Source organism: Xanthomonas sp. NCPPB 1325 (genome assembly GCF_041477645.2).
Taxonomy (GTDB): Bacteria; Pseudomonadota; Gammaproteobacteria; order Xanthomonadales; family Xanthomonadaceae; genus Xanthomonas; species Xanthomonas cannabis.
Genome location: NZ_CM192985.1, coordinates 2003245 through 2026324, shown reverse-complemented (window position 1 = coordinate 2026324; position 23080 = coordinate 2003245). Strand labels below are relative to the sequence as shown.

At 66.2% G+C, this 23080-nt stretch carries 21 protein-coding genes; 16 read left to right on the top strand and 5 right to left on the bottom strand.

The features are described 5' to 3' along the window. Positions 1–2: 2 nt before the first annotated feature. Positions 3–674, bottom strand: coding sequence for an acetyltransferase (locus ACCQ10_RS08550; RefSeq protein WP_372362777.1), 672 nt, complete (start codon positions 672–674; stop codon positions 3–5). Further along, complete coding sequence (locus ACCQ10_RS08545) at positions 671–1105, bottom strand: sugar 3,4-ketoisomerase (protein ID WP_166750463.1); 435 nt, start codon at positions 1103–1105, stop codon at positions 671–673. Before ACCQ10_RS08545 ends, ACCQ10_RS08550 begins: the two co-directional genes overlap by 4 nt. A 311-nt stretch (positions 1106–1416) precedes the next feature. Between ACCQ10_RS08545 and ACCQ10_RS08540 the strand changes: the two genes are divergently transcribed. The 14 genes from ACCQ10_RS08540 (at position 1417) to ACCQ10_RS08475 (ending at position 12896) form a co-directional block, all read left to right on the top strand. Further along, on the top strand, positions 1417–2037 hold the full coding sequence (locus ACCQ10_RS08540) for a cytochrome b (RefSeq protein WP_372362776.1): 621 nt from the start codon (positions 1417–1419) through the stop codon (positions 2035–2037). Between the two features lie 65 nt (positions 2038–2102). Beyond that, the gene (locus ACCQ10_RS08535; protein ID WP_372362775.1) at positions 2103–3449 is read left to right on the top strand and encodes a cytochrome C; all 1347 of its coding nucleotides are present in this window, start codon (positions 2103–2105) and stop codon (positions 3447–3449) included. 34 nt (positions 3450–3483) lie between these two features. Beyond that, entirely contained in the window at positions 3484–3873 is a 390-nt protein-coding gene (locus ACCQ10_RS08530; protein WP_047696832.1) for a c-type cytochrome, read from the top strand. Between the two features lie 527 nt (positions 3874–4400). Further along, positions 4401–5078 carry a hypothetical protein gene (locus tag ACCQ10_RS08525; RefSeq protein ID WP_372362774.1) on the top strand — a complete coding sequence of 226 codons (678 nt, stop codon included), beginning with the start codon at positions 4401–4403 and terminating at the stop codon, positions 5076–5078. 51 nt (positions 5079–5129) lie between these two features. After that, positions 5130–5723 carry an RNA polymerase sigma factor gene (locus tag ACCQ10_RS08520; RefSeq protein ID WP_179455132.1) on the top strand — a complete coding sequence of 198 codons (594 nt, stop codon included), beginning with the start codon at positions 5130–5132 and terminating at the stop codon, positions 5721–5723. Beyond that, on the top strand, positions 5720–6370 hold the full coding sequence (locus ACCQ10_RS08515; RefSeq protein ID WP_372362773.1) for an anti-sigma factor family protein: 651 nt from the start codon (positions 5720–5722) through the stop codon (positions 6368–6370). Before ACCQ10_RS08520 ends, ACCQ10_RS08515 begins: the two co-directional genes overlap by 4 nt. Continuing rightward, positions 6367–7692 (top strand): S8 family serine peptidase, encoded by a 1326-nt coding sequence (locus ACCQ10_RS08510; RefSeq protein WP_372362772.1) that lies wholly within the window; start codon positions 6367–6369, stop codon positions 7690–7692. The genes ACCQ10_RS08515 and ACCQ10_RS08510 overlap by 4 nt, the downstream gene beginning before the upstream one ends. 10 nt (positions 7693–7702) lie before the next feature. Next, complete coding sequence (ccmC, locus tag ACCQ10_RS08505; protein WP_372362771.1) at positions 7703–8461, top strand: heme ABC transporter permease CcmC; 759 nt, start codon at positions 7703–7705, stop codon at positions 8459–8461. Beyond that, positions 8458–8664, top strand: a complete 207-nt coding sequence (ccmD, locus tag ACCQ10_RS08500; protein WP_372362770.1) for a heme exporter protein CcmD — start codon at positions 8458–8460, stop codon at positions 8662–8664. Before ccmC ends, ccmD begins: the two co-directional genes overlap by 4 nt. Continuing rightward, positions 8661–9131, top strand: a complete 471-nt coding sequence (gene ccmE / locus ACCQ10_RS08495) for a cytochrome c maturation protein CcmE (RefSeq protein WP_372362769.1) — start codon at positions 8661–8663, stop codon at positions 9129–9131. The genes ccmD and ccmE overlap by 4 nt, the downstream gene beginning before the upstream one ends. A gap of 63 nt (positions 9132–9194) precedes the next feature. Then, on the top strand, positions 9195–11183 hold the full coding sequence (locus ACCQ10_RS08490; protein ID WP_372362768.1) for a heme lyase CcmF/NrfE family subunit: 1989 nt from the start codon (positions 9195–9197) through the stop codon (positions 11181–11183). Then, positions 11180–11722 carry a DsbE family thiol:disulfide interchange protein gene (locus ACCQ10_RS08485; protein ID WP_372362767.1) on the top strand — a complete coding sequence of 181 codons (543 nt, stop codon included), beginning with the start codon at positions 11180–11182 and terminating at the stop codon, positions 11720–11722. Before ACCQ10_RS08490 ends, ACCQ10_RS08485 begins: the two co-directional genes overlap by 4 nt. Next, a complete protein-coding gene (locus ACCQ10_RS08480) occupies positions 11719–12204 on the top strand; it encodes a cytochrome c-type biogenesis protein (protein ID WP_372362766.1) in 486 nt (161 codons plus the stop codon). The genes ACCQ10_RS08485 and ACCQ10_RS08480 overlap by 4 nt, the downstream gene beginning before the upstream one ends. Then, positions 12204–12896 carry a tetratricopeptide repeat protein gene (locus ACCQ10_RS08475; RefSeq protein ID WP_372362765.1) on the top strand — a complete coding sequence of 231 codons (693 nt, stop codon included), beginning with the start codon at positions 12204–12206 and terminating at the stop codon, positions 12894–12896. The genes ACCQ10_RS08480 and ACCQ10_RS08475 overlap by 1 nt, the downstream gene beginning before the upstream one ends. Before the next feature lie 174 nt (positions 12897–13070). Here the strand turns inward: ACCQ10_RS08475 and ACCQ10_RS08470 are convergent, their stop codons facing one another. Both ACCQ10_RS08470 and ACCQ10_RS08465 read right to left on the bottom strand, forming a co-directional pair. Further along, the gene (locus ACCQ10_RS08470; protein WP_372362764.1) at positions 13071–15143 is read right to left on the bottom strand and encodes a PAS domain-containing protein; all 2073 of its coding nucleotides are present in this window, start codon (positions 15141–15143) and stop codon (positions 13071–13073) included. Continuing rightward, positions 15130–16644 carry an ATPase domain-containing protein gene (locus tag ACCQ10_RS08465; protein WP_372362763.1) on the bottom strand — a complete coding sequence of 505 codons (1515 nt, stop codon included), beginning with the start codon at positions 16642–16644 and terminating at the stop codon, positions 15130–15132. The genes ACCQ10_RS08470 and ACCQ10_RS08465 overlap by 14 nt, the downstream gene beginning before the upstream one ends. A 297-nt stretch (positions 16645–16941) precedes the next feature. Between ACCQ10_RS08465 and ACCQ10_RS08460 the strand changes: the two genes are divergently transcribed. Further along, entirely contained in the window at positions 16942–17286 is a 345-nt protein-coding gene (locus ACCQ10_RS08460) for a response regulator (protein WP_039409498.1), read from the top strand. 153 nt (positions 17287–17439) lie between these two features. Here the strand turns inward: ACCQ10_RS08460 and ACCQ10_RS08455 are convergent, their stop codons facing one another. Beyond that, on the bottom strand, positions 17440–20295 hold the full coding sequence (locus ACCQ10_RS08455) for a hybrid sensor histidine kinase/response regulator (protein WP_372362762.1): 2856 nt from the start codon (positions 20293–20295) through the stop codon (positions 17440–17442). A gap of 626 nt (positions 20296–20921) precedes the next feature. On the opposite strand from ACCQ10_RS08455, the gene ACCQ10_RS08450 reads away from it, so the two are divergent. Continuing rightward, positions 20922–23033 (top strand): methyl-accepting chemotaxis protein, encoded by a 2112-nt coding sequence (locus tag ACCQ10_RS08450; protein ID WP_372362761.1) that lies wholly within the window; start codon positions 20922–20924, stop codon positions 23031–23033. Positions 23034–23080: the final 47 nt, after the last annotated feature.

The window sequence follows — 23080 nt, the reverse complement described above, 5'->3', positions numbered from 1 at the left end:
GTCTACAGCTCCACGTCGAACGCGGATCTGCCTGCCACGGCGCGTGCCGGTGAGCCGACATACACGCGTTCGGGCTCGGTATGCCGGGTCACCAGGGCGCCCGCGCCAATGATGTTGTGCGGGGCAATCCGCACCTTGTCGCTGAGCGTGGCGTTGACGCCGACGAAGCTGCCCTGCCCGATCTCGCAATAGCCGGAAATCACCGCATGCGAGGCAATGAACACGTGGTCCTGCACCACGGTGCGATGGCCGATATGGTTGCCGCTCCACAGGATGCAGTTGTTGCCGATACCGGTGAAGGGCTGGATGACATTGCCTTCAAAGACAAACGTGTTGGCACCGATCTCGGCATTGCGCCACACGAAGGCACGCGAGCTGACATAACTGGCGCAGCGATAGCCGCGACGCACCACATCCGCGTAGAACCGCGCACGCAGGCGGTTCAACTGCGTGGCAGGAATCGCAACGAAGACCTCGTACGCCGCAGGCGGGTAGCGCTGTTCGAGGTCTTCGTAAGCCACCACCGGCAGCTCGGCCAGACTGGGCCGCAACAGGAAATCGCGCTCCACGCTGAAGGCGACCACCTCGTAGTCGCTATCGTACCGAAAGTACTCGCAGGCGATCTGGGCGAACTCGCCCGCACCGACGATCACCAGCGGCTTGCGCGTGCTCATGCTTCCAACCTGCGTGCATCGTTGCGATGGCCACGCACTTCGCTCAGGAATTGGTCGTAGTCCAGGATGTAGTCGCCCGGGTCGTAGAACTGGTCGGCCAGCACCATCAGCACGCAGTCGGGGCTGAAGTGATGCAGGTCGCGCCACACCATGCGGCCCAGCAGCAGGCCTTGCGCCGGGTCGTCCAGCACCACTTCGGTCGGGCCATCGCCTTTGCCCTCGTCCAGCAGGATCCTCACCGAGCCGTGCAAGGCCACCGCAAGCTGGTTGAGCTGGCGGTGCGCGTGCTGTCCACGGTGCACGCCACTGCGGGTGCCGAACAGGTAGTACACGCGGCGTATCTCGAACGGGACATTGCGCTGCTGCTCCAACGACACGAGCAGGCCGCGATCATCACCGTGGGTATGCAACTGGATGGGTTCGAAGGCCATGATCCGGGGGCGTTACCGCTGACTGCACGTAGTGCGACATGCCTGAGTGCGCCGCGATGCGCGAAAGGTTGCGCCACGCCGGGGCCCTGCGAAGCGGCGTGCGCGCAAGCGCAGCAGCACGCGTGGCGCAGCGCCGATGTCCCGCCGCCGCGATAAAAATTCGTTGTGGCGATGCAACCTTTCATCGGCATCGCCGCACATATCGGTGCACGTTCACCTGGCCGCAGCTTGGCCGGCGTGGGGAGCCAGGCCTGGCAGCGCGACACGCATTGCCGGAACCAACGACCACCACCGGTGAGGACACCGACCAGATGCGTTCTTCCCCTCAAGCTCCCGACCCGGCGGCCAGCGCCGATGCCACCGCGCTGCCATCGGCGCCAGACACCGCGCCGGCCGCGCGCGTCATTCCGCTCCCCAAACCGATGCGCGTGCTGCACTGGCTCACGGTGCTGTGCCTGGTGATGGCGGCCAGCCTGATCCTGCTGCGCGCCGAACTCGATGGTCGCGCATTGCGTCAGTGGCTGCTGGAAGGCCACCGCCACTTCGGCCTGATGGTGTTGCTGCTGTTCGTGTTGCGCGTCGCCCTGCGCCTGCGTCTGCGCAAGCTGCCGCCCGGCCCGCCCGCCCCGCTGATCACCCGCTTGCTGGCCGGTGCCACCCACCTGGCCATGTACGGCCTGATGCTCGCACTGCCGCTGATCGGCTGGTCGCTGAGCAACGCCTTCGGCAAGACGGTGTATCTGTTCGGCCTGCCGCTGCCGAACCTGATCGAGGTGGACGCGGATCTCGGCGACACCCTGGGCACCTGGCACTTGAATGCGGCCTGGGCGCTGCTGGCGCTGGTGCTGCTGCACATCGGTGCCGCGCTCTGGCATCACCTGGTGTTGCGCGATGGCCTGTTGCGCCGCGTGTTGCCGGGCAAGCACGCATGAGCCCTCACCCGTTCTCCGCACGCATCCACTCCGTTGCATTCCGTCCCGCCGAACAAGGACTTTCCATGCCTAACTCCCAGCTAGCTCCGCGCCGCGCCACCGCCTCGCGTGCCGCCTCCCTGACGTCGTTGCTGTGCGTCACCGGCCCGTTGCTGCTGATGGCGAGCAACCAGGCGCAGGCGGTTGCCGCCTTTGCACGCCAGACCGGTTCGTCCTGCGCCGATTGCCACATCGGCTCGTACGGCCCCTCGCTCACGCCGTATGGCATGCGCTTCAAGCTCGGCGGTTTCACCGATACCGACGGCAACGGCACCAAGATCCCGGTGTCCGGCCAGCTCACCTGGTCGCGCAACAATCCCAGCCGTGGCGACAGCACCGCACGCCTGACCCAGGCCGACCTGTATCTGGCCGGCCGCGTCAGCGACAACGTCGGCGGCTACTCCAAGATCCGCTCCAACAACAGCGGCAATGCCACCTTCGATACCCGCCTCGACGACGTCGATCTGCGCTTTGTGACCAAGCCGTTCCAGCTGGCCGGCAAGGACACCATGGTCGGTGTCAGCGTCAACAACAATCCGGGCATCTCCGACCCGATCCACGTGTTGCCCAATGCCTCCACGCTGACCCCAGCGTCCAACGGCGGCGCCTCCACCATGCTCAGCTCCTCGTCGCTGTCCAACCGCGTCATCGGTGCCAGCGTGTACGGGCTGTACGACAAGAACTGGTACGGCGAAGTGGGCAGCTACAGCGCCTTGTCGCCGTCCGCACAGGACCGTCTCGGCTGGCCGATCAACGGCGACCCGGGCAAGCTCAGCGACACCACCTACGCGCGCGTGGCCTACATGAAGGACATGAAGCGGCAGTTCTTCTCTGTGGGCCTGACTGCGCTCAACACGCGTCGCCAGCGCCCGCGCAACGGGCCCAGCGACGACCTCACCGACTTCGGCTACGACCTCACCTACCAGTTCCTCGGCACGCGCGAGCACGTGGCGTCGCTGGCCTACGTCAACATCTACGAGCGCCGCAAATACGGCAGCCCGCTGATTCCGTCCGACCCGACCATGCCGGCGCTGGACCGCGGCAGCGTGCGCGATCAGACCTTCAGCGTGAACTACGCCTTCAAGCAGACCTATGGCGTGCTGGCCGCGCACATGATCAACACCGGCTCGTTCGATGCGGCGCGCTATTCGCCGGTGGGCATCCCCGACACCACCAGCAATCTGATCCTGCTGTACTGGAGCCCGTTCGGCCGCGAAGGCACCTATACCACCAACGCCAACCTGCGCGTTTCCGCTGGCTGGTTCCGGTTCGACAAATTCAACGGCAGCACCTCCAACGTGTTCCGTGGCCCGCCGATCACCAATCCGCGCGATCTCGACAGCTTCTCGCTGTCGGTCAACCTGGCGTTCTGATCCCCCACCGTTGCACGCAACCGTACGGACTCATATGCACCCATTCCACAAAACGTTGTTATGCGCACCGTTGGCCGGCCTGTTGCTGGCCGGCGCAACCCTGGCCACGCCGGCGCGCGCCGCCGATGGCAAGAGCGTCTTTGCGACCGAATGCGCCGAATGCCATAGCGCCACGCAGGGCAAGAACAAGAAGGGTCCCTCCCTGTTCGGCATCGTCAATCGCCCTGCCGGCGCGGTGGCGGACTTCAGCGGCTACTCCCCTGAGCTCAAGGCAAGCAAGCGCACCTGGGATGCGGCCGGCCTCAAGGCCTTCCTGAGAGCGGATTCGAAGAAGGCGATACCGGGTACGAAGATGAAGTACGAAGGGCTTGAAGACGAGAAAGAGCTGGACGCCCTGATCGCCTACCTCAACACCCTGCACTGAGACGAACGGCAAGCCATGCCGGAAACGCCGGCCGGCGGGGGTGTCACTGCCGGCACGGGGACGGCAAGGCAGTCGGGTCTGCCCAAGCCATCGCTGCATGTGTCTGAAGACCGCGCTCAGGCAGGGGCGATCGCTTCAAGCCCGGTACAGCCTGCCGGCCGCAGTCTCCGCGGCCGGCAGCCGATCACATGCCGCACCAGGACGGGTGCGCGGTATCGCGTTGCCTGAGCCGACACCTTCGCGTATACGGACGGAACCGCCACAGCCGGGGCGGTCTCGTCCTGCGTGATGGGTCACTATCGCGCCCCGCTTCGTGTCCATGCCCTACGCCCTTGCCGAACCTGCTGTCCGCCAAGCAGTCTCCGTACCCACCGCGACGCCTCTGCGCCTGCGGGGGGCGGCCGTGGGCGGCATCGCACGGCCCTGCACCGTCATACTCCTCGTCGCCTCGATGCGTGCCCTGCCTGCACGCGCATTGCAGAACGCCGGCACCGCAGGCCCGGCGCTTACAGCTGCGCCATGCAGTCATGCTCGCCCTGCTCCTGAGCCCCTGCGGCAATGCACTGGCCGATAATCTTGGCGGTGCGGTCGCAGTCGCCTCCTCCCTGATCGATCGCGGCATTGCGATTGCGCCCAACCGCGTCACCCTGCAGACCGCCGGCTACTGGCTGCCGTCGCCGGGCTGGTCGACCTCGGTCTCTGCCGCACTGCAGTCGCCGTCGCTCAGCAAGCCGGTGGCATTCACCATCCAGGGCGCGCGCGCCTGGATGCTGGACGACCGCTGGCAGATGCAGGCCAGCCTGCTGTACTACGCCTACCCGGCCGACCGCCAGTCGCGCACCTTCGACCGCCAGGAAGCGAGCCTGGCCTGGTCCTACCGCGACATGCTGACCTTTTCGCTGTCCACCTTCAATTTCCCGCGCGCGCAGCGCTCGCCCTGGAACAAGGTGATCGACGTCACCGCCAGCGTACCGCTGTCGTCCAGTTTCAGTCTCTCCGCCGGCGCCGGCATCTCCGATTTTCCGGCGATGACCTACGGCGCCGCCAGTTCCGGCCGCTATCGGTATGGCCAACTGGGCCTGAAATGGAACCGCGCCGCATGGACCGTGAAGCTGGACCGGATCCTGACCAGCAGCAACACCCCGCGCGCGCAGGGCGGCCCCGGCGAAACGCCCTGGGTGGGCATGGTCTCGCGCGCGTTCTGATCCACCCGCAACCTTTTGCCCGCCTGCGGGCACTCAAAGGTGTCCTACGCCATGCCTGCCTCGATGAATGACACCGACACCCTGGGCGATGCCACCGACCGCATGCTGTTGCGCCGCATGGCGGCGGGCGATCGCGACGCGTTGGCCAGCATGTACACCAGTTATCACGGGCGGTTGTGCCGGTTTCTGTCGCGCCTGACCCGCCGTCCCGACATCATCGAGGAGGCCATCAACGACTGCTTCTGGATCGCCTGGCAGAAAGCCGGCGACTTCCGCGGCGATTCGCAGGTGTCGACCTGGATCATGGGCATCGCCTACCGCTGCGGGCTCAAGTGCCTGCGCCAGCATGACGGTGAAGCCATCGACGACACCGCGGTGGTGGAAGAGCACGCCCCCAGTGCAGACGACAACGACGACCGCGAGCTGCGCGACTGGCTGGACAAGGGCATGGAGCGCCTGTCGCCGGATCAGCGCCTGGTGATCGAACTGGTCTACGGCGTCGGCCACAAGCTGGAAGAAGTCGCCGACATCATGCAGTGCCCGGTGGGCACGATCAAAGCCCGGCTGTTCCATGCACGGGTCAAATTACGCAACGTGCTGCCCGGCCTGGCCGGCAGCGCGCCTTACACGGAGACCATGCAATGAAGACGTTTTTCATCGCGCCTGGCAAGGAATGCTCGCACGCGTGGGAGCTGATGCCAGCCGTCCTGCTGGACAGCGCCACCGAGGAAGAACACAGCTGGCTGATTGCGCACGTGGCCAAGTGCGCCTCATGCAGCGCCGAGTTCGCGCAGCAAAATCGTCTGCGCCAGGCGCTGGCGCTGCCATCGGCCGTCACGCTGGACCCCAATGCCGGGCTGCAACGCCTGCTCGGCCGCCTGGATGCCCCCGAACAGCGCACCGCGCCGGCACCGGCAGTACGCCGCTCCGGCAGCTGGACGGTGCGCGCACTGGCCGCCGCCGCGTTGGTGCAGGCCATCGGCCTGGGCGTCATGGGCGTCAAGCTGGCCTCGCCGGCCCCCACGCACGACTACCGCACGCTGAGCAGCGCAACCGCGTTGCCGGTGCCGCAGGGCGCCATCCGCGTGGTGCCCGATGCCAGGATGACCGTGGCCGACTGGGATCGCCTGCTGCGCGCGCAGCAGTTGCAGGTCATCGCCGGACCCAACGACCTGGGCGCCTACACCGTGGTGCCGGCCGCGCCGCAGCCGCAGCCGCAGCCGCAGCAGACCGTGCAGAAACTGCGCGCCAATCCGGCCATCCGGCTGGCCGAGATCGTCTCCGCCCCATGAGCCGTCTTCTCGCCATCGGCCTGTGCGTCACCCTCATCGGCCTGGGCCTGCAGGGCAGCGCGCACGCTGCCGCGCCCACGCAGGACACTGCGAACATGGCCGCCATCGCCGCGGCGTCTGCCCCGGCCGATGCGCATACACCCGATGCCAGCCGCGACATCCTGCTGGCGGTGGCCAATCCGCTCAGCGCACCACCGGCGCGTGCCGGCTCCAGCCTGATCGGCTACGCCTCCAGTTACTACGGTGCCGGGCAGAAGGCCGCCGTGCGCATGGAAGCCATCAAGCGGCGCTACAAACTGCGCGAGGTCTCCGGCTGGCCGATCACCTCGCTGGGGCTGTACTGCGCGGTGCTGCAGCCGCCAGAAGGCGTGTCGCGCGATGCGCTGGTCAGCACGCTGTCCCACGACGACGGCGTGGAGCTGGTGCAGCCGGTGCAGGATTTCTCGGTATTTTCTGCCGATGCCGCCGAAAAGAGCACCCCGCTGTCGGGCTACAACGACCCGTACGTGGACATGCAGCGCGGCTTCATCGACACCGATGCCGCCAGCGCGCAGACCGTCACCCAGGGCCGTGGCGTGGTGGTGGCCGTGGTCGACACCGGCGTGGATACCAGCCACCCCGACCTGAAGACGCGCATCCGCGACGTGCACGATCTGGTCGACGACACGCCGGTCATGACCAGCACCGATTCGCACGGCACCGAAGTGGCCGGCATCATCGCCGCCGGCAGCAACAACCATCAAGGCATCGTCGGCATGGCGCCCAAGGCCATGCTGAGCATCTACAAGGCGTGCTGGTATGCGCCCACGGTCGGCGCCACCGCCCGCTGCAACACCTTCACCCTGGCCAAGGCGCTGGCGGCGATCAACAACAGCTCCGCGCGGGTGGTCAACCTGAGCCTGGGCGGCCCGGCCGACCCGCTGCTGAGCAAGATGCTGCTGCACCTGGTGCAGCAAGGCCGCATCGTGGTGGCAGCCATGCCGCCCAACGGCCGGCTGGATGGGTTTCCCAACGACGTGCCGGGCGTGCTGGTGGTGCGCAGCAGCAGTGCCAGCGCGGCGATGCCGGGGGTGCTCAGCGCACCCGGCAAGGACATCCTGACCACCCAGCCCAACGGCCGTTACGACTTCACCTCCGGCTCGTCGATGGCCACCGCGCACGTCAGCGGCATGGCCGCGTTGTTGTTGTCGCTGTCGCCGTCGATGGACGCCAGCGCGCTGCGCGAGCTGTTGCAGCGCACCAGCAAGGTCTCCGATGGCCAGCTGCAGGTCAATGCCGGCGCGGCGGTCGACGCGTTGTCGCCTTCCAAACATTCCAACTGACGACACCGGCATGGCCAAGTGGATCCCGTTGTGGCTGCACAAGCTGAGCTCACCGCCGCTGTTCTACCGCTTTGCCGGGCGCGTGCGTCCCTGGGCGCTGGCGCTGGCCCTGGCCCTGGGCACAGTGGCCGCTTATGGCGGGCTGGTGCTGGCGCCGCCGGATTATCAACAGCACGACGCTTACCGCATCATCTTCATCCACGTGCCCAGCGCCTGGATGAGCCTCTTCATCTATGCGGCGATGGGCGTGTCGGCCTTCATCGCGCTGGTGTGGCGGATCAAGCTGGCCGAGGTGGTGACCATGGCGTCGGCACCGATCGGCGCGGCCTTTACCTTCATCACCTTGTGCACCGGCGCGCTGTGGGGCAAGCCGATGTGGGGCACCTGGTGGACCTGGGACGCGCGGCTGACCTCGGAATTGCTGCTGCTGTTTCTGTATCTGGGCGTGCTGGGCCTGTACTACGCGGTGGAAGACCGCCGCCAGGCGATGCGCGCGGCCGGCCTGCTCGCATTGGTGGGCCTGATCAACCTGCCCATCGTGCATTACTCGGTGGTGTGGTGGAACACGCTGCACCAGGGCTCCACCGTGCGCCTGCTCGGCCCCTCCAAGATGGGCGCGGACATGCTGTGGCCGTTGCTGACCATGATGCTGGCCACCAAGTGCTATTACATCGCCAGCCTGTTCGGGCGGGTACGGGTGGAGTTGCTGGCACTGGACAGCGGCAAGGACTGGGCACGCCGCATCGTGCTGGCGGAACGCACCGCATGAGCAGCTTCCTGGCGATGGGTGGCTACGGTCACTACGTGTGGACTTCGTATGCGGTGTTCGTGCTGGTGCTGCTGGCCGATCTGGCATCGCCGTGGTTGCGGGGCCGGCGCCTGCCGCGCGAGCTGCGCGGTCAACTGCAGCGGCAGACGCCGCGCCGCCAGCGCAATGTGCCCTTGCCGACACTGGAGCGCGACGCACCATGAATGCCACCCGCAAGCAGCGCCTGTGGCTGGTCATCGGCGTGCTGGCCGCCGCCGCACTGGCCGGCACGCTGATCGTGTTCGCATTGCAGCGGAACATGAGCTATCTGTTCACTCCCAGCCAGGTACACGCCGGCGAAGCGGCCGGTTACCAGCAATTCCGGTTGGGCGGCATGGTCAAGGCCGGCTCGATCCAGCGCGCCAGCGACTCGTTGAACGTCAGCTTCACCGTCATCGATAAACACGCAGCCACCCAGGTCGAGTACACCGGCATCCTGCCGGACCTGTTTCGCGACAACCAATCGGTGATCGCCAACGGGCGCATGCAGGGCGGGCGCTTTGTCGCCAACCAAGTGCTGGCCAAGCACGACGAAACCTACATGCCCAAGGAACTGAAAGACGCGATGGCCGAAGGCCATGTCGGCAAGCCGATTGCTGCCACCGCCGTGCCGCTGTCTGCGCCGCGCTGATGCGTTGTCGGCTGGCGCAAGGCACTGCAATGACTCTTCTTGGTTACACCCAGCGACCTATCCATGACGCCTGAACTCGGCCAGATCGCACTGATCCTGGCGTTACTGCTGTCGCTTGCCCAGGGCGTGTTGCCGCTGATCGGTGCCTGGCGCGGCAACGCTGCACTGATGGGCATTGCGCGCCCGGCCGCGCTTGGCCAGGCAGTGTTCGTGTGGATGGCCTTCGGGCTGCTCGCGTGGTCGTTGCTGTCGCTGGATTTTTCGGTGCAATACGTCGCCGCCAACGCCAACATCGCCCTGCCCTGGTACTACCGGTTTGCCGCAGTGTGGGGCGCGCATGAAGGTTCGCTGCTGCTGTGGATCGCCATCCTCGCCACCTGGACGGTGCTGCTGGCCGCCTTCAGCCGGCATCTGCCGCAGCACTTCGCCGCCCGCGTGCTGGCGGTGCTGGGGCTGGTGTCGGTGGGCTTCCTGGCCTTCATCCTGCTGACCTCCAATCCGTTCGGGCGGCTGTCACCGATCCCGCTGGATGGCAACGAGCTCAATCCGGTGCTGCAGGACCCGGGCATGACCTTCCACCCGCCCGTGCTGTACACCGGCTACGTCGGCTTCTCGGTGGCGTTCGCGTTTGCGGTCGCCGCGCTGCTGGGCGGCGAGCTGGAACAGGCCTGGGTGCGCTGGGCGCGGCCGTGGACCAACGTGGCCTGGGCCTGCCTCACCGCCGGCATCGTCGCCGGCAGCTGGTGGGCATATGCGGAGCTGGGCTGGGGCGGCTGGTGGTTCTGGGACCCGGTGGAAAACGCCAGTTTCATGCCGTGGCTGGTCGGCACCGCGTTGATCCACACGCAGGCGGTCACCGAAAAACGCGGCAGTCTGCGCGCGTGGACCATCCTGCTGTCGATCCTGGCGTTTTCGTTGTCGCTGCTAGGTACCTTCCTGGTGCGCTCGGGCGTGCTGACCTCGGTGCACGCGTTCGCGGCCGACCCGCGCCGCGGCCTCTACATCCTGATCTTCCTGGTCGCGGTGGTCGGCGGCTCGTTGCTGCTGTACGCGCTGCGCGCGCCCAGGATCGCCAGCGGCAAACCGTTCGCTGCGGTCTCGCGCGAGACCGCGATCCTGATCGGCAATCTGCTGCTCACCGTGGCCGCCGCCATGGTGCTGCTGGGCACCTTGTTCCCGCTGATTGCCGATGCCTTCGGCCTGGGCAAGGTCTCGGTGGGGCCGCCCTACTTCGGCCTGTTGTTCCCGCTGTTGATGCTGCCGGTGGTGCTGTTGCTGCCATTCGGCCCCTACCTGCGCTGGGGCCAGGCCGATGCCGCGCCATTGAAGGCGCTCGGCACCCGTGCCGGCATCGCGGCGATGGCCTGTGCGCTGGTCGGCAGCATCGTTGCCGATGGACAGGCCAAGGCCATCGCCGGCATCGGCGTGGCGACCTGGGTGGCCGCCGGTACCGCGCTGTACGTTTACAAGCGCTGGCGCGAGCTGCCGCGCGGCCGGCGTTTCCCGGCTGAAATGGCCGGCATGCTGATCGCGCATGCCGGCGTGGCGGTCTTCGTTGCCGGCGTGCTGGTGTCCGAAAGCCTGTCGGTCGAACGCGACGTGCGCCTGGCACCTGGGCAAACCGCCGAGATCGCCGGCTACAGCTTCCGCTTCGACGGCGTGCAATTGATCGATGGTCCCAACTGGAAGGCCGAACAAGGCAGCGTGCAGGTCAGTCGCGATGGCCAGGTGGTGGCGCAACTGCATCCGCAAAAACGCCTGTACAGCAGCGAGCGCATCCAGACCGAATCGGCGATCGACCCCGGCATCACCCGTGACCTGTATGTCGCACTCGGCGAGCCGCTGGACGATCAACACATCGAATACGACTGGACGCTGCGGCTGTACTACAAGCCCTTCATCCGCTGGATCTGGGCCGGCGGCCTGCTGATGATGCTGGGCGGTTTCGTCAGCGCCTGCGCACGGCGCTTTCGTGCACCGGCCAGCGCCGCCAGGCCTGCCGCAGTCCCCGCACACGATGGCATGGTCATCGCGCAGGAGTCGCACCCGTGAATCGCATGCTGCCCCTGCTGGGGTTTTTGGTGGTGGCCGCCCTGTTCGGCTTCGGCATCTACTGGACGATGCAGCACAACCCGCGCGAGGTGCCCTCGCCGCTGATCGGCAAACCGGCCCCGGCGTTCTCGCTGCCGCAGCTGGATCAGCCCGCGCGGCACGTCTCCCGTGACCAGCTGCTGGGCAAGCCGTATGTGCTCAACGTGTTCGGCAGCTGGTGCGCCGAGTGCGTGCACGAGCACCCGGTGCTGATGGCGCAGGCCCAACGCCTTGGCGTGCCGTTGATCGGCTACAACTACAAGGACGCGCCGGCCGATGCCACCGCCTGGCTTGCACGCCTGGGCAATCCGTATGCCGTGGTGCTTGCCGACGAAACCGGCCAGACCGCAATCGACTTCGGCGTCTACGGCGCGCCGGAAAGTTTCCTGATCGATGCGCACGGCATGATCCGCTACAAGCACATCGGCGTGCTGACCCCGGATGTCATCAACGACGAGCTGCTGCCGGCCATCGCTGCGCTGCCCAGGGGGGCGCCGTGATCGGGCGTTACCGCGGGCTGCAGGCGCATCTCCAGCAGCAGGCGCGGCAGCTGCGGCTGTTGCTGGTATTGCTGCTGGGCGTGCTGATTGCGCCCGGTCTCCAGGCGCAGGCAGTGGACCCGCTGCCGTTCAAGAATGCCGCCGAACAAGCGCGCTATCAGCGGCTGACCGCGCAGCTGCGTTGCCTGGTGTGCCAGAACGAGAACCTGGCCGATTCCAACGCCAGCCTGGCGCGCGACCTGCGCCACCAGGTCTTTGCGCAGCTGCAGGCCGGCAGCAGCGATGCGCAGATCAAGCAGTACATGGTCGACCGCTATTCGGACTTCGTGCTGTACGACCCGCCGGTCAAGCGCGGCACCTGGTTGCTGTGGTTCGGGCCGGCACTGATGTTGGTCGCCGGCGCGGTGGTGGTGGCCCACACCGTGCGCCAGCGCGCGCGCGCCGGCACCCCGGTGGCGCCGCGGCCGGAGGACGACTGGTGATGACAGGCTTCTATCTCGCAAGCGCCGCGCTGGTGCTCCTTGCGCTGCTGCTCTTGCTGCTGCCGCTGTTGCGCAAGCCCACGCGCCATGGCGCCGCGCACTACACGCTGCCGGTACTGCTGGCGCTGGGGCTGCCACTCGCCACTGCCGGGCTGTATCGGCTGGTGGGCACACCCGATGCGATCGCACCGCGCATCGACGCCGCGCCGCCGCAGAGCACGCACGCCGCCGTTGCCGCCCCCTCACAGGCACAGGCCCCGGTTGCCGACGACGCCCAACTGCAGGCACTCGATGCATGGATGCAGCAGGCCAAGGATCACGAACAGAACAACCGCCCCGCCGAGGCGCGCGACGCGTACGCACAGGCCCTGAAGCTTGCGCCGGACACCAGCGCAGCCATCGTCGGCTGGATTGCTGCCGACATGGCCACGCATGACGATTTTGCGATCGACGCGGCCGCACGCACGCGCCTGCAACAGGTGATCGTGCGCGAGCCGGACAACCAGCGCGGGCTGTGGCTGCTTGGCATCAGCGATTTCCAGCAGCACGACTACGCGGCCGCTACCACGCACTGGCGTCACCTGCACGGTTTGCTGGAGACCGGCTCGCCCATGCAGAAGGCGGTGGCAGACAAGATTGCCGTGGCGCAAGCGCTGGCCACCGAGCGGCAATCCGGGCGCGCTGCGCGCTAGACCTCCACCGCGACCTATCGCTCACGGCGGCCGGCTCGCGCGACGCGTCTCGCCCGCCACTGCCGCAAGCCTTACTGCGGCGCTTGTGTGTGCCGCGGAGCGCAGCAACACGACGCCGCGATTGCGGTCACCGCCGCAGACCGGCAACCGCGCGCCGGGCTGCGCGCAGCGGGCTCACGGCGATGGCCCGAGCACCTCATGCAATTTGCCGCTGAACTCGCCCAGCGTGAAAGGCTTGGCGATCATGCTCATGCCCTCGGCCAGAAACTCGCCACGGTCGCGCGCGGTTTCGGCGTAGCCGGTCATGAAGATCACCGGCAGATCGCGGCGCGACTGCCGCGCGATTTCCGCCAGCTGGCGGCCGTTGAGCCCGGGCAGGCCGACGTCGGTGACCAACAGGTCGATCCGCCGCGGCGATGCCAGGATCGGCAACGCGGCATCCGCATCGGCCACCACTTCGGCCTGGTAGCCCAATTCGCCCAGCAACTCGGTCACCAGCAGGCGCACCTGTTCGTCGTCCTCCACCACCAGCACCTGCTGCCCCTGCCCGGCTACCACCGCACCGCTCTGCGGCTCGGACACCGCACCCGGCACGGACACCCCGGCCGGCAGGTACAGGCTGACCGTGGTGCCCGCGCCAATCTGCGACTCCACCCACACCTGCCCGTTGGACTGCTGCATGAAGCCGTAGATCATCGACATGCCCAGGCCGGTGCCCTGCCCAATCGGCTTGGTGGTGTAGAACGGCTCGAACACCCGCTCCAGCACATCGGTCGGCATGCCGGTGCCGGTGTCGGTGACCGACACCACCGCATAGTCGCCCGGCGCCAGGCTGATGCCACGGCCAAGCTCCAGCCCTTGCGCCTGTACCTGCAGATGCCGCGTGGCGATGCGCAACAACCCACCGTCGGGCATCGCATCGCGTGCATTGATGGCCAGGTTGAGCAGCGCGCTTTCCAGCTGGTTTTCGTCGACGTAGGCCTGCGGCAACGCACTGCACAGATCGGTTTCCAGGCGTACCGATTCGCCCAGCGTGCGCGCCAGCAGATCCTGCAGCGACACCACCAGATCGTTCAATTGCAGATGCCGCGCTTCCAGCGATTGCCGGCGCGAAAACGCCAGCAGCCGCTGCGTCAACGCGGCCGCACGCAGCGCCGAGGCCGACGCCACATCCAGGAACCGCCCCAGCCCTTCGGTGCGCCCCTGATCGATGCGCAGGCGCGCCAGATCCAGCGCAGACAGGATGCCGGTCAGCATGTTGTTGAAATCGTGCGCGATGCCGCCGGTCAGCTGGCCCACCGCTTCCATCTTCTGCGCCTGGCGCAGCGCCGCCTCGCTGGACTCGCGCGCCTGCATCTGCTGCTGCAGCTCGGCCGTGCGCTCGGCCACCTTGGCCTCCAGCACGGTGGCTTGCTGCTGGATCGATTCCATCGCCAGCGCCCGAGCGGTGACATCGGTCGCGAACACATGGAACCCGTCCACCTGGCCGTTCGCATCGAAGCGCGGCATGTAGCGGATCTCGGCATCGCGGCGACGCCCATCGGCATGCGGCCAGCTGGTCTCCACCGTGAGCGCGCGCCCGGCCAGTGCCGCCTCGATCCACGCGCGACGCTCGGCCACCACCGCAGGCCCCACCACGTCCACCAGCGGCCGCCCGATCACATCCTGCGGCGGGATCCCGATCCAGTCTTCATACGAACGGTTGGCGAAGCGGTAGACCAGGTGCTTGTCGATGAACGCGATCAAGACCGGTAGAGCATCGGTGACACGACGCAACTCGGCTTCGCTGAGCGCCAGCGCCGCCCTGCCTTCGGCCAGCTGGGCCATCTGATCGCGGATCACGAACTGCTTCTGGCGCGAGCGCAGCGCGGTAGAAATCGCACTCAGCAACGACGACGAACTCAGTGGCCGCTCCAGCTCGATGACGTTGGTCATCTCCGGCGGCAGGCTTGCCCGCCGCCCGGGGTGGCTGCCGCGCGGCGCACGCAGCAGCACGAACGGGATGTCCGACCAGGCCGCCTGGGCCTGCAGGATCTGCTGCAGCTGTTGCAGATCGCCACCCACCGCCTCTTCGGTCAGGACCACCACACCGGAACTGTCGAGCAGGTCGCCGGCCAGCGCGGCCAGCGTGCCATACACCTTCTCGGTCAACCCGTGTTCGCCGACGATGCCGGCGATGCTTTGGGCATCGCGGCCGAACGGCGCGATGATGTGAACGATCGAGCCGTCTGCCTCACAACTGGTCAAGGGGACGCCCCAGCAACGGCGCATCGTCTCCGACGAACTGCGGAGTGCCGGTCAGCACGCCATGGAATTTTTGCAGCGGCTCGCTCAGCTGCAGACCGCCCGTGCTGATCTGCAGCTCGCGGATCGAATCTTCGTGCGCGCCGCTGCGGTTCTTGATCACCGACAAGGCCTTACGGATGCGGCCCTGCGCTTCGAAGAAGCGGAACAGGACGACGGTATCGGCCATGTAGGACACGTTGAGGTTGCCGGTGGACATCGTCCCCACCAGGCCATGCTGCGGATTGATCAGGAAGGTGGTCACGCCGCTCTGGTTGAGATACGACAGCAGCTCGTGCATCTGCAACATCAACTGCTTTTCCTGCGGCATCGACGACAGGTACCCGTTGAGGCTGTCGATCACCAGCACACGGCAGTTGCGCTTTTCCACGCTTTCCCGCACGGCCCAGGCAAACTCGCCGGGTGTCAGTTCGGCCGGATCCACCTGATGCAGCTCCAGCAAACCCGACTGCAGATGCTTGCGTAAATCCATGCCCAGGCTTTGTGCACGCGTCAACAATGTGCCGGTGCGCTCATCGAACTCCAGCACGCAGCAGTGCTCGCCACGCTCGCAGGCCGCGTTGACATATTGCAGCGCCACGTTGGTCTTGCCGGAGCCGGCCGGCCCGGTCAGCAGCGTGCTGGTACCGCGCAGCGGGCCGCCATGCAGCAGCGCATCGATCCGCTCCACGCCACTGGACACCGCATCGCCAACGAACGGCACGTGATGGTTGGAGGCAATCAAACGCGGATAGATATGCAAGCCACCGGTCGCGATCGCCAGATCGTGGTAGCCGGCGATGAAATTGACCCCGCGCAGCTTTTGCACCTGCATGCGCCGCCGCGCAGCACCGAAATCCAGTGTCATGCGCTCCAGCGAGACCACACCGTGACAGAGGCTGTGCAGATGGGCATCGCGCTCGCCATGTTCACCGGTCAGGTCGTCCACCAGAAACACGGTGATATTGCGTGGGGCAAAGAATTGCTTGAGCGCCAGCACCTGCCGCCGGTAGCGCAGCGAATCCTGCGCCAGCAATCGCAACTCGGACAAGGAATCGAACACCACGCGTGTGGGCTTGACCCGATCGACCTCGGCCTGGATGAGCTTGATCGTGCCATCCAGTTCCATTTCCCAGGGATGCAGGATGGACTGCTGACGTCCGTCGCCCAGGAACGCTTCGGCCGAGGCCAGCTCGAAAATATGCAGCGGCTCCAGCGACCACTCATGCGAGGCGGCCACTTCGGTGAGCTCGTCGATGGTTTCCGACAAGGTCACATACAGGCAGCTTTCGCCCCTGGCTGCGCCATCGAGCAGAAACTGCAACGCCATCGTGGTCTTGCCGGAGCCCGGTTGGCCCTCGAGCAGATACAACCGGTTGGCGGGCAGGCCACCGCGGAGGATGGTGTCAAGCCCCGTCGTCCCGGTGGTAATACGGTTTGCGATCATCGGCTTCACGTTTTCCATGCCGCAGAATTTATCACGCGCCGGTGATACAGCCGCGTCAGGGACTGAATTGATCAGCTTGTTTGGCATGACGTGCTGTGTGTTTTATCGCCCTTCTGCCGTGACACCGCTAACGTTTTACGCCGGCGATGAATCGCACAAAAACTTGCTTGGATCTTGCCTGCCTGCGCCGCCGGCTTTGTGGCAACTCCGACACATCCGTCACGCGCATGCGCATAGCGTGGGCAATGGAAGCGAACGCGCTGTTGCGATCGCTCGAGGACGGCAGTGAACGACGCATCAGGCAATGCACGCATTCTGTTGGTTGAAGACGACGATGCCATCCGTGCGATGGCCGCAGACATTCTGGGTGACGAGGGCTATCAGGTTGTTGTGTCCGCTGACGCCGAGCAGGCGATGCAGCAACTCACCACGGCGTGTCCGTTCGACTTGCTGCTCTCGGATATCTGCCTGCCCGGCATGAACGGACGCGACCTTGCCGACAATGCGCGGCGCCTGTATCCCGCGCTCCCGATCGTCTTCATGACCGGCTATGCCGGTGCGATTGCCAAGCGCGCGGACTTTCTGGACACCGGCATGCGCCTGCTGCCAAAACCATTTTCGTTACGCGACCTGTTGGGTATCGTCCAGAAAGCGTTGTAACGCGTCGCCGAGTGCCACGTGTAGCCGCTGCGCTTGAGCATACCCCAGTAGATGCCGGCGGCTTTGCTCCCGCTGCGCGGTGGAGAGCACAACGCCTGAAGCGCCTCGTCTCGCGCCGTGTCTCCACGCGTGACCGCGCACCGCCCTGAATCACTACGGGCGCCGCTCCAGCAACTGCGCCACGCGCCGTTCCAGGTCAGCCGCCAGGAAGGGCTTGGTCAGAACTTCCATGCCGTCATCCAACTGCCCTGCGCCCACGGCCGCGGTCGCCGCGTAGCCGGTGACAAACAAGACCGGCAGCATCGGGCGATATTGCCGGCCCGCATCCGCCACCTGACGCCCGTTCAAGCCGCCGGTCAGACCGACATCGGTTACCAGCACATCGATCGTTTCCGCTGACCGCAGGCGCTCCACTGCCGCGCTTCCCTCGGCCGTCTCGATGACCCGATACCCGGCGTCCGTGAGCACTTCGGAAATCAGCACACGGATCGCGGTTTCATCTTCGACCAGCAACACCGTGCAACTGTGCATCGTTGCGCGCTGCGGATCATCCTGCGTGGCCGGCCCTTCGTCATGCACCTGCTCGCCACTGAAGCGCGGCAGATACAGCGCCATGGTGGTGCCCACTCCAACGTCCGATTCGATACGCACATGCCCGCCGGATTGGCGGGTAAACCCATAGATCATCGACAAGCCCAACCCGGTGCCCTGACCGATGGGCTTGGTGGTGAAAAATGGCTCGAAAACCTTGGACATGATCTCTTCGCTCATGCCGGTGCCGGTGTCCTGCACGCTCAGGCACACATAGTCGCCGGGCGGCAAATCGAGCAGCTGGGCCGCAGCGTGATCCAGCGAGCGGTTATGCAGGCTGATGGTGAGCTCGCCACCATCGGGCATGGCATCGCGCGCATTGATACACAGGTTGAGCAAGGCATTTTCCAGCTGCGGCGCATCCACCAGCACCTTCCAGGCATCGGCCGCCGGAATCACCTGCAAACTGATCGACGGCCCCAGGGTGCGCGCGATGATCTCGCGCATGCCATGCACCAGTGCCTCCACTTCCAGTGCGCTCGGCGCCAAGGTCTGCCGACGCGAAAACGCCAGCAGACGCTGCGTCAACGCCGCCGCGCGCGCGGCGCTGGTCTGCGCCATCTCCACGTAGCGTTCCAGCCGGTCGTATTTGCCCTGCTGCACGCGCGCTTGCAGCAGCTCCAGCCCCACCGTGATGGCGGTCAGCAGGTTGTTGAAATCATGCGCCAGGCCGCCCGTCAGCTGCCCAACGGCTTCCATCTTCTGGCTCTGGCGCAATTTTTCTTCGGCCAGCAGCAGCGCCGCGCTGCGCTCGCGCACGCGTTCTTCCAGGGTTTCGGTCAGCAGGCGCAATTGCTCTTCTGCCTGGCGTCTATCGGTGACGTCCGATGCAGTGCCGAACCATTCTTCGATCGCGCCGTGCGCATCCAGCAGCGGCACTGCGCGCAGCAGGGTCCAGCGCACGCGCTGGCTGGCATCGAGCACCCGTAGCTCCAGCTCCAGCCCGGATTTGCCAGCGATCGCCGCACCGATGGCGCTCGACAACAGCGCGCGATCGTCCGGGTACACCCAGTCCTGTTGCCAGCGCGCGTTCGCCGGCAAGCTGTCGTTGAGCAGCCCGTCGCGCACGTGCTGGCGCAATGCGCTCCAGTCGGCAGCCGCAGAGAAGATCGATTGCGACGAGGCGCGCACCAGCGCATCCAGGCGGCGCTCGCTCCTGATCAAGGCTTCGCTGGCCAGACGCTCGGCAGTGCGGTCGCGCAGGACCTTGACGAAACCGATCGCCGTGCCGGTTTCTTCGCGCAACACCATCAACGACCCAGTGGCCCAGAACAGCTCGCCGGTCTTGCGCACGTGCCAGCGTTCGTCCATGCCGCTGCCGCTTTCCAGGGCGGCGGCAGCCTCGATGAGGATCTGCCGCTTTTCCACGTCTTCCGGTGTGAACGTGCGCTCCAGCGATTGCCCGAGCATCTCGCTCTCGCTCCACCCCAGAATGCGGCGTGCGCCCTCGTTCCACGAGGTCACCCGGCCGCGCATGTCGGTGGCGATGATCGCGTAGTCCATGACGCTGTCCAGGATCTGCCGGTTGCGCACTTCGGCCTCGCGCACCGCGCGTTCCAGGCTGATGCGGTCGGTAATGTCCAGCCCCTGCACAAAGATGCCCGACACCGTGCCGTCGGCACCGGCGATCGGTTGATAGACCAGATCCAGCAACCGGCGCTCGGTCGGCCCGCCCGGCACGGCCTGCACGTCGTAGGCGAGCGCCGTGGCCGAATACGCACGTCCGGACTGAAACACCTCATCCAGCCGCGCCAGGTGTCCTTGCGCCACCACGTCCGGCAACGCCTCGGCCAACGGGCGGCCGATCACGTCGCGGTGACCGATCAGCCGCGAGTAACACGGATTGACGAACTCGACGACATGCTGCGGCCCGCTCAAGAACGCCATGAACATCGGCGCCTGCTCGAACAGGCGGATCAGGCGTTCGTGCTCGTCGGCCAACCGCGCCTGCGCCACCTTGCGTGCGGTCACCTCGTTGGTCACGCAGAACGCGCCACCCACGCTGCCATCGTCGAGATAGATCGGCGAGAACGAGAACGTCCACCAGGTGTCTTCGGGCGTGCCATAACGGTTCATCGCGATCGGCACTTCTTCGAAGCGCGACGCGCGCCCGGCAAACGCCGCCTCGATCGGCGCACGCACGGCATCCCAGGCATCGGCCCACAACTCGCGCAGCGGCGCACCCAATGCCTGTGCCTGGCGCGGCCCCAGGATCGGCGTATAGGCATCGTTGTAGAAGAACGTCAGCGCCTGCCCCCAGACCACATACATGCTTTCGGGCGAGGCGAGCATCAGATCGACGACATTTCGTAACGGCAACGGCCACTGCGCGGGCGGCCCCAGTGGCGTGCCGCTCCAGTCATGGGCACGGACCGCCTGCGCCATCGCGCTATCGCCATGCGGGAATGCCGCGCTCATGCAGCGCACGACCATGGCGCGCCGCACCGCGCAGCGCACCGCGCAAGTGCAGCACTACGGGGGGCCAGGTGACCTGTCGACCATGGAAGCATCGTTGTGACCATCGGAAAGACTCAGGAATCGGCGCGTGGGTGACAGGCGACACCCACGCCGGGCGCCTATCATCTTGCCTGCGACCGACGCCGTCCAGCGAACGGGCGACACGCCACTGAATCGATTACCTGCCAGCTCGGCAGTGATTGTTCGCTGGCTACCGTACTCCGGCCGGGAGTGGGTGGAGACAGGCCCCTTGGCAGAACGGCCTTACAGGCGGGCATGACGTCTCCACCGGACGATGTGGGTCATGCCAGCTCCGCTCCGGGCTTGGCTCGGCCTTCGCGCGCCCACGCATCGCCGACGCCACCCGGGCGAGCTGGCTGGCGGCTCGACGCCGCCCCGGACGCAGCAACCGTACCTGAATCCCCCGGGCTGCAAAGTTCAGTTCTCCTGGCCGAGGCCGCTAACGGATAGGTCGAGACACACCCAACGCAGCGGCCTTGCGCTGCCCACGGCCGTATCGCGCCTTTCGCCTCGCCATTGCCGCGGGGACCCCTGCCATCCCGCTGTCGGATCACCGATCGAACCCTATGCATCTCCTTTCGAATCTGCGCATTGGTCAGCGCCTGGCGCTCGGCTTTCTGTCCATCATCGTGCTGATGGTGATCCTGACCGTGGTTGGCATCCAGCGCGTACGAAGCATCGACCAGCAACTGACCGCCATCAACGAGGTCAATAGCGTCAAGCAGCGTTACGCCATCAACTTTCGCGGCAGCGTGCATGATCGCGCGATCGCCTTGCGCGATGTTGTCCTGATGGACGCGCCGGCCGACCGCCACGCGGCCGAGCAATTGATCGACAAGCTCGCCGCCGACTACGCGCGTTCCGCGCAGCCGCTCGACGACATGATCGCGGCTTCGACCGACGCAAAAGAAAAAGCCATCCTTCAGCAGATCAAGTCCATCGAGCAGCGCACCATGCCGCTGATCACGCAGGTGCGCTCGTTCCGCGATGCATCGGACCGGTTGCATGCCGAGCAACAATTGCTGCAGCAAGCACGCCCGGCCTTCATCGACTGGCTCGCCAGCATCAACGCCTTCATCGACCTGCAGGAAGCCAAGAACCGCGCAGCGGCCAAGCAGGCCGTCGCCACCGCGCGTGGCTTTGCGATGTTGATGGTGATCTCCACCGTCGTCGCGCTGCTGCTCGGCGCAACCATCGCCTTCCTGCTCACCCGCAGCGTGGTGCTGCCGTTGCGTCAGTCGCTGCAGCTGGCCCAGCGGATCAACGAAGGCGACCTGCGCAGCCAGGACGCCCCGACCGGCAGCGACGAATCCGGCCAACTGCTGCGCGCCATGCAGCTTATGCAGCATCGCCTGCAGGACGTGATCTCCGCACAACGCACCATGGCGTCGCGCCACGATGCCGGCGAGATCAGCTATCGTACCGATGCGCAGCGCTTCCCCGGCGAGTACGGCCACATGGTGCAGGACACCAACGCATTGGTGCACGCACATGTGCAGACGCAGTTGCGCATGACCGAGGTCATGGGCCGCTATGCAGTCGGCGACCTGGCACCGGAAATCGAACAGTATCCCGGCGAAAAGGCCGCCATCACCGCCACCATGCAGCAGGTCAAGCAGAACCTGCGCGCGATCAACGCGCAGATCCACGCCCTGACCCAGGCTGCCTGCGCGGGCGACTTCGCACTTCGCGGCCAGCCGGACAAGTTCGAGCACGATTTCCGCCTGATGGTGGAGAACCTCAACACCATGATGGCGACCTCCGACACCAACCTGGCCAAGTTCTCCGAACTGCTGCGCGCCATCGCCGACGGCGACCTGACCGTGCGCATGTCCGGCAACTTCCACGGCGTGTTTGCGTCCATGCGCGACGACGCCAACAGCACCGTGCACCACCTCACCGATATCGTGACGCGCATCCAGACCACGTCCAACAGCATCGGATTCGCCGCCGAAGACATCACCGGTGGCAACCAGGAACTGACCCGTCGCAGCGAACAGCAGGCGGCCAGCCTGGAAGAAACCGCCGCCTCGATGGAAGAGCTGACCTCCACCGTCAAGCAGAACGCCGAGCATGCAGGCCGCGCCAACCAGCTCGCGCTCGGTGCGGCTACCATCGCCTCGCAAGGTCGCGATGTGGTCGGCCAGGTCATCGAGCAGATGTCCGGCATCGAAGCCTCCTCCAAACGCATCGCCGACATCATTTCCGTCATCGACGGCATTGCCTTCCAGACCAACATTCTGGCGTTGAACGCCGCTGTCGAAGCCGCGCGCGCGGGCGAACAAGGCCGCGGTTTTGCGGTGGTCGCGTCGGAAGTGCGCACGCTCTCGCACCGCTCATCGGATGCAGCGAGGGAGATCAAACGCCTGATCGACGATTCCGTACAGCGCGTGGCCGATGGCTCGACCCTGGTGCATCAGGCCGGCACCACCATGGGCGAAGTCGTCACCAGCGTCCAGCATGTCACCGACATCATCGGACATATTTCCGCCGCCTCGCAGGAACAGGCCGGCGGCATCGAACAGGTCAACTACACCATCGCCCAGATGGACGAAACCACCCAGCAAAACGTGCGCCTCGTGGAAGCCGCCAGCACCGCCGCGCATGCTTTGGAGGAGCACTCCACGCAACTCACCCGCGCAGTGGAAGTCTTCAAGGTCAATGCAACGGTGCTGTGAGCCCGTATGATCGCGTTCAACGCGCATGCAATGGTTGCGGCCATCGT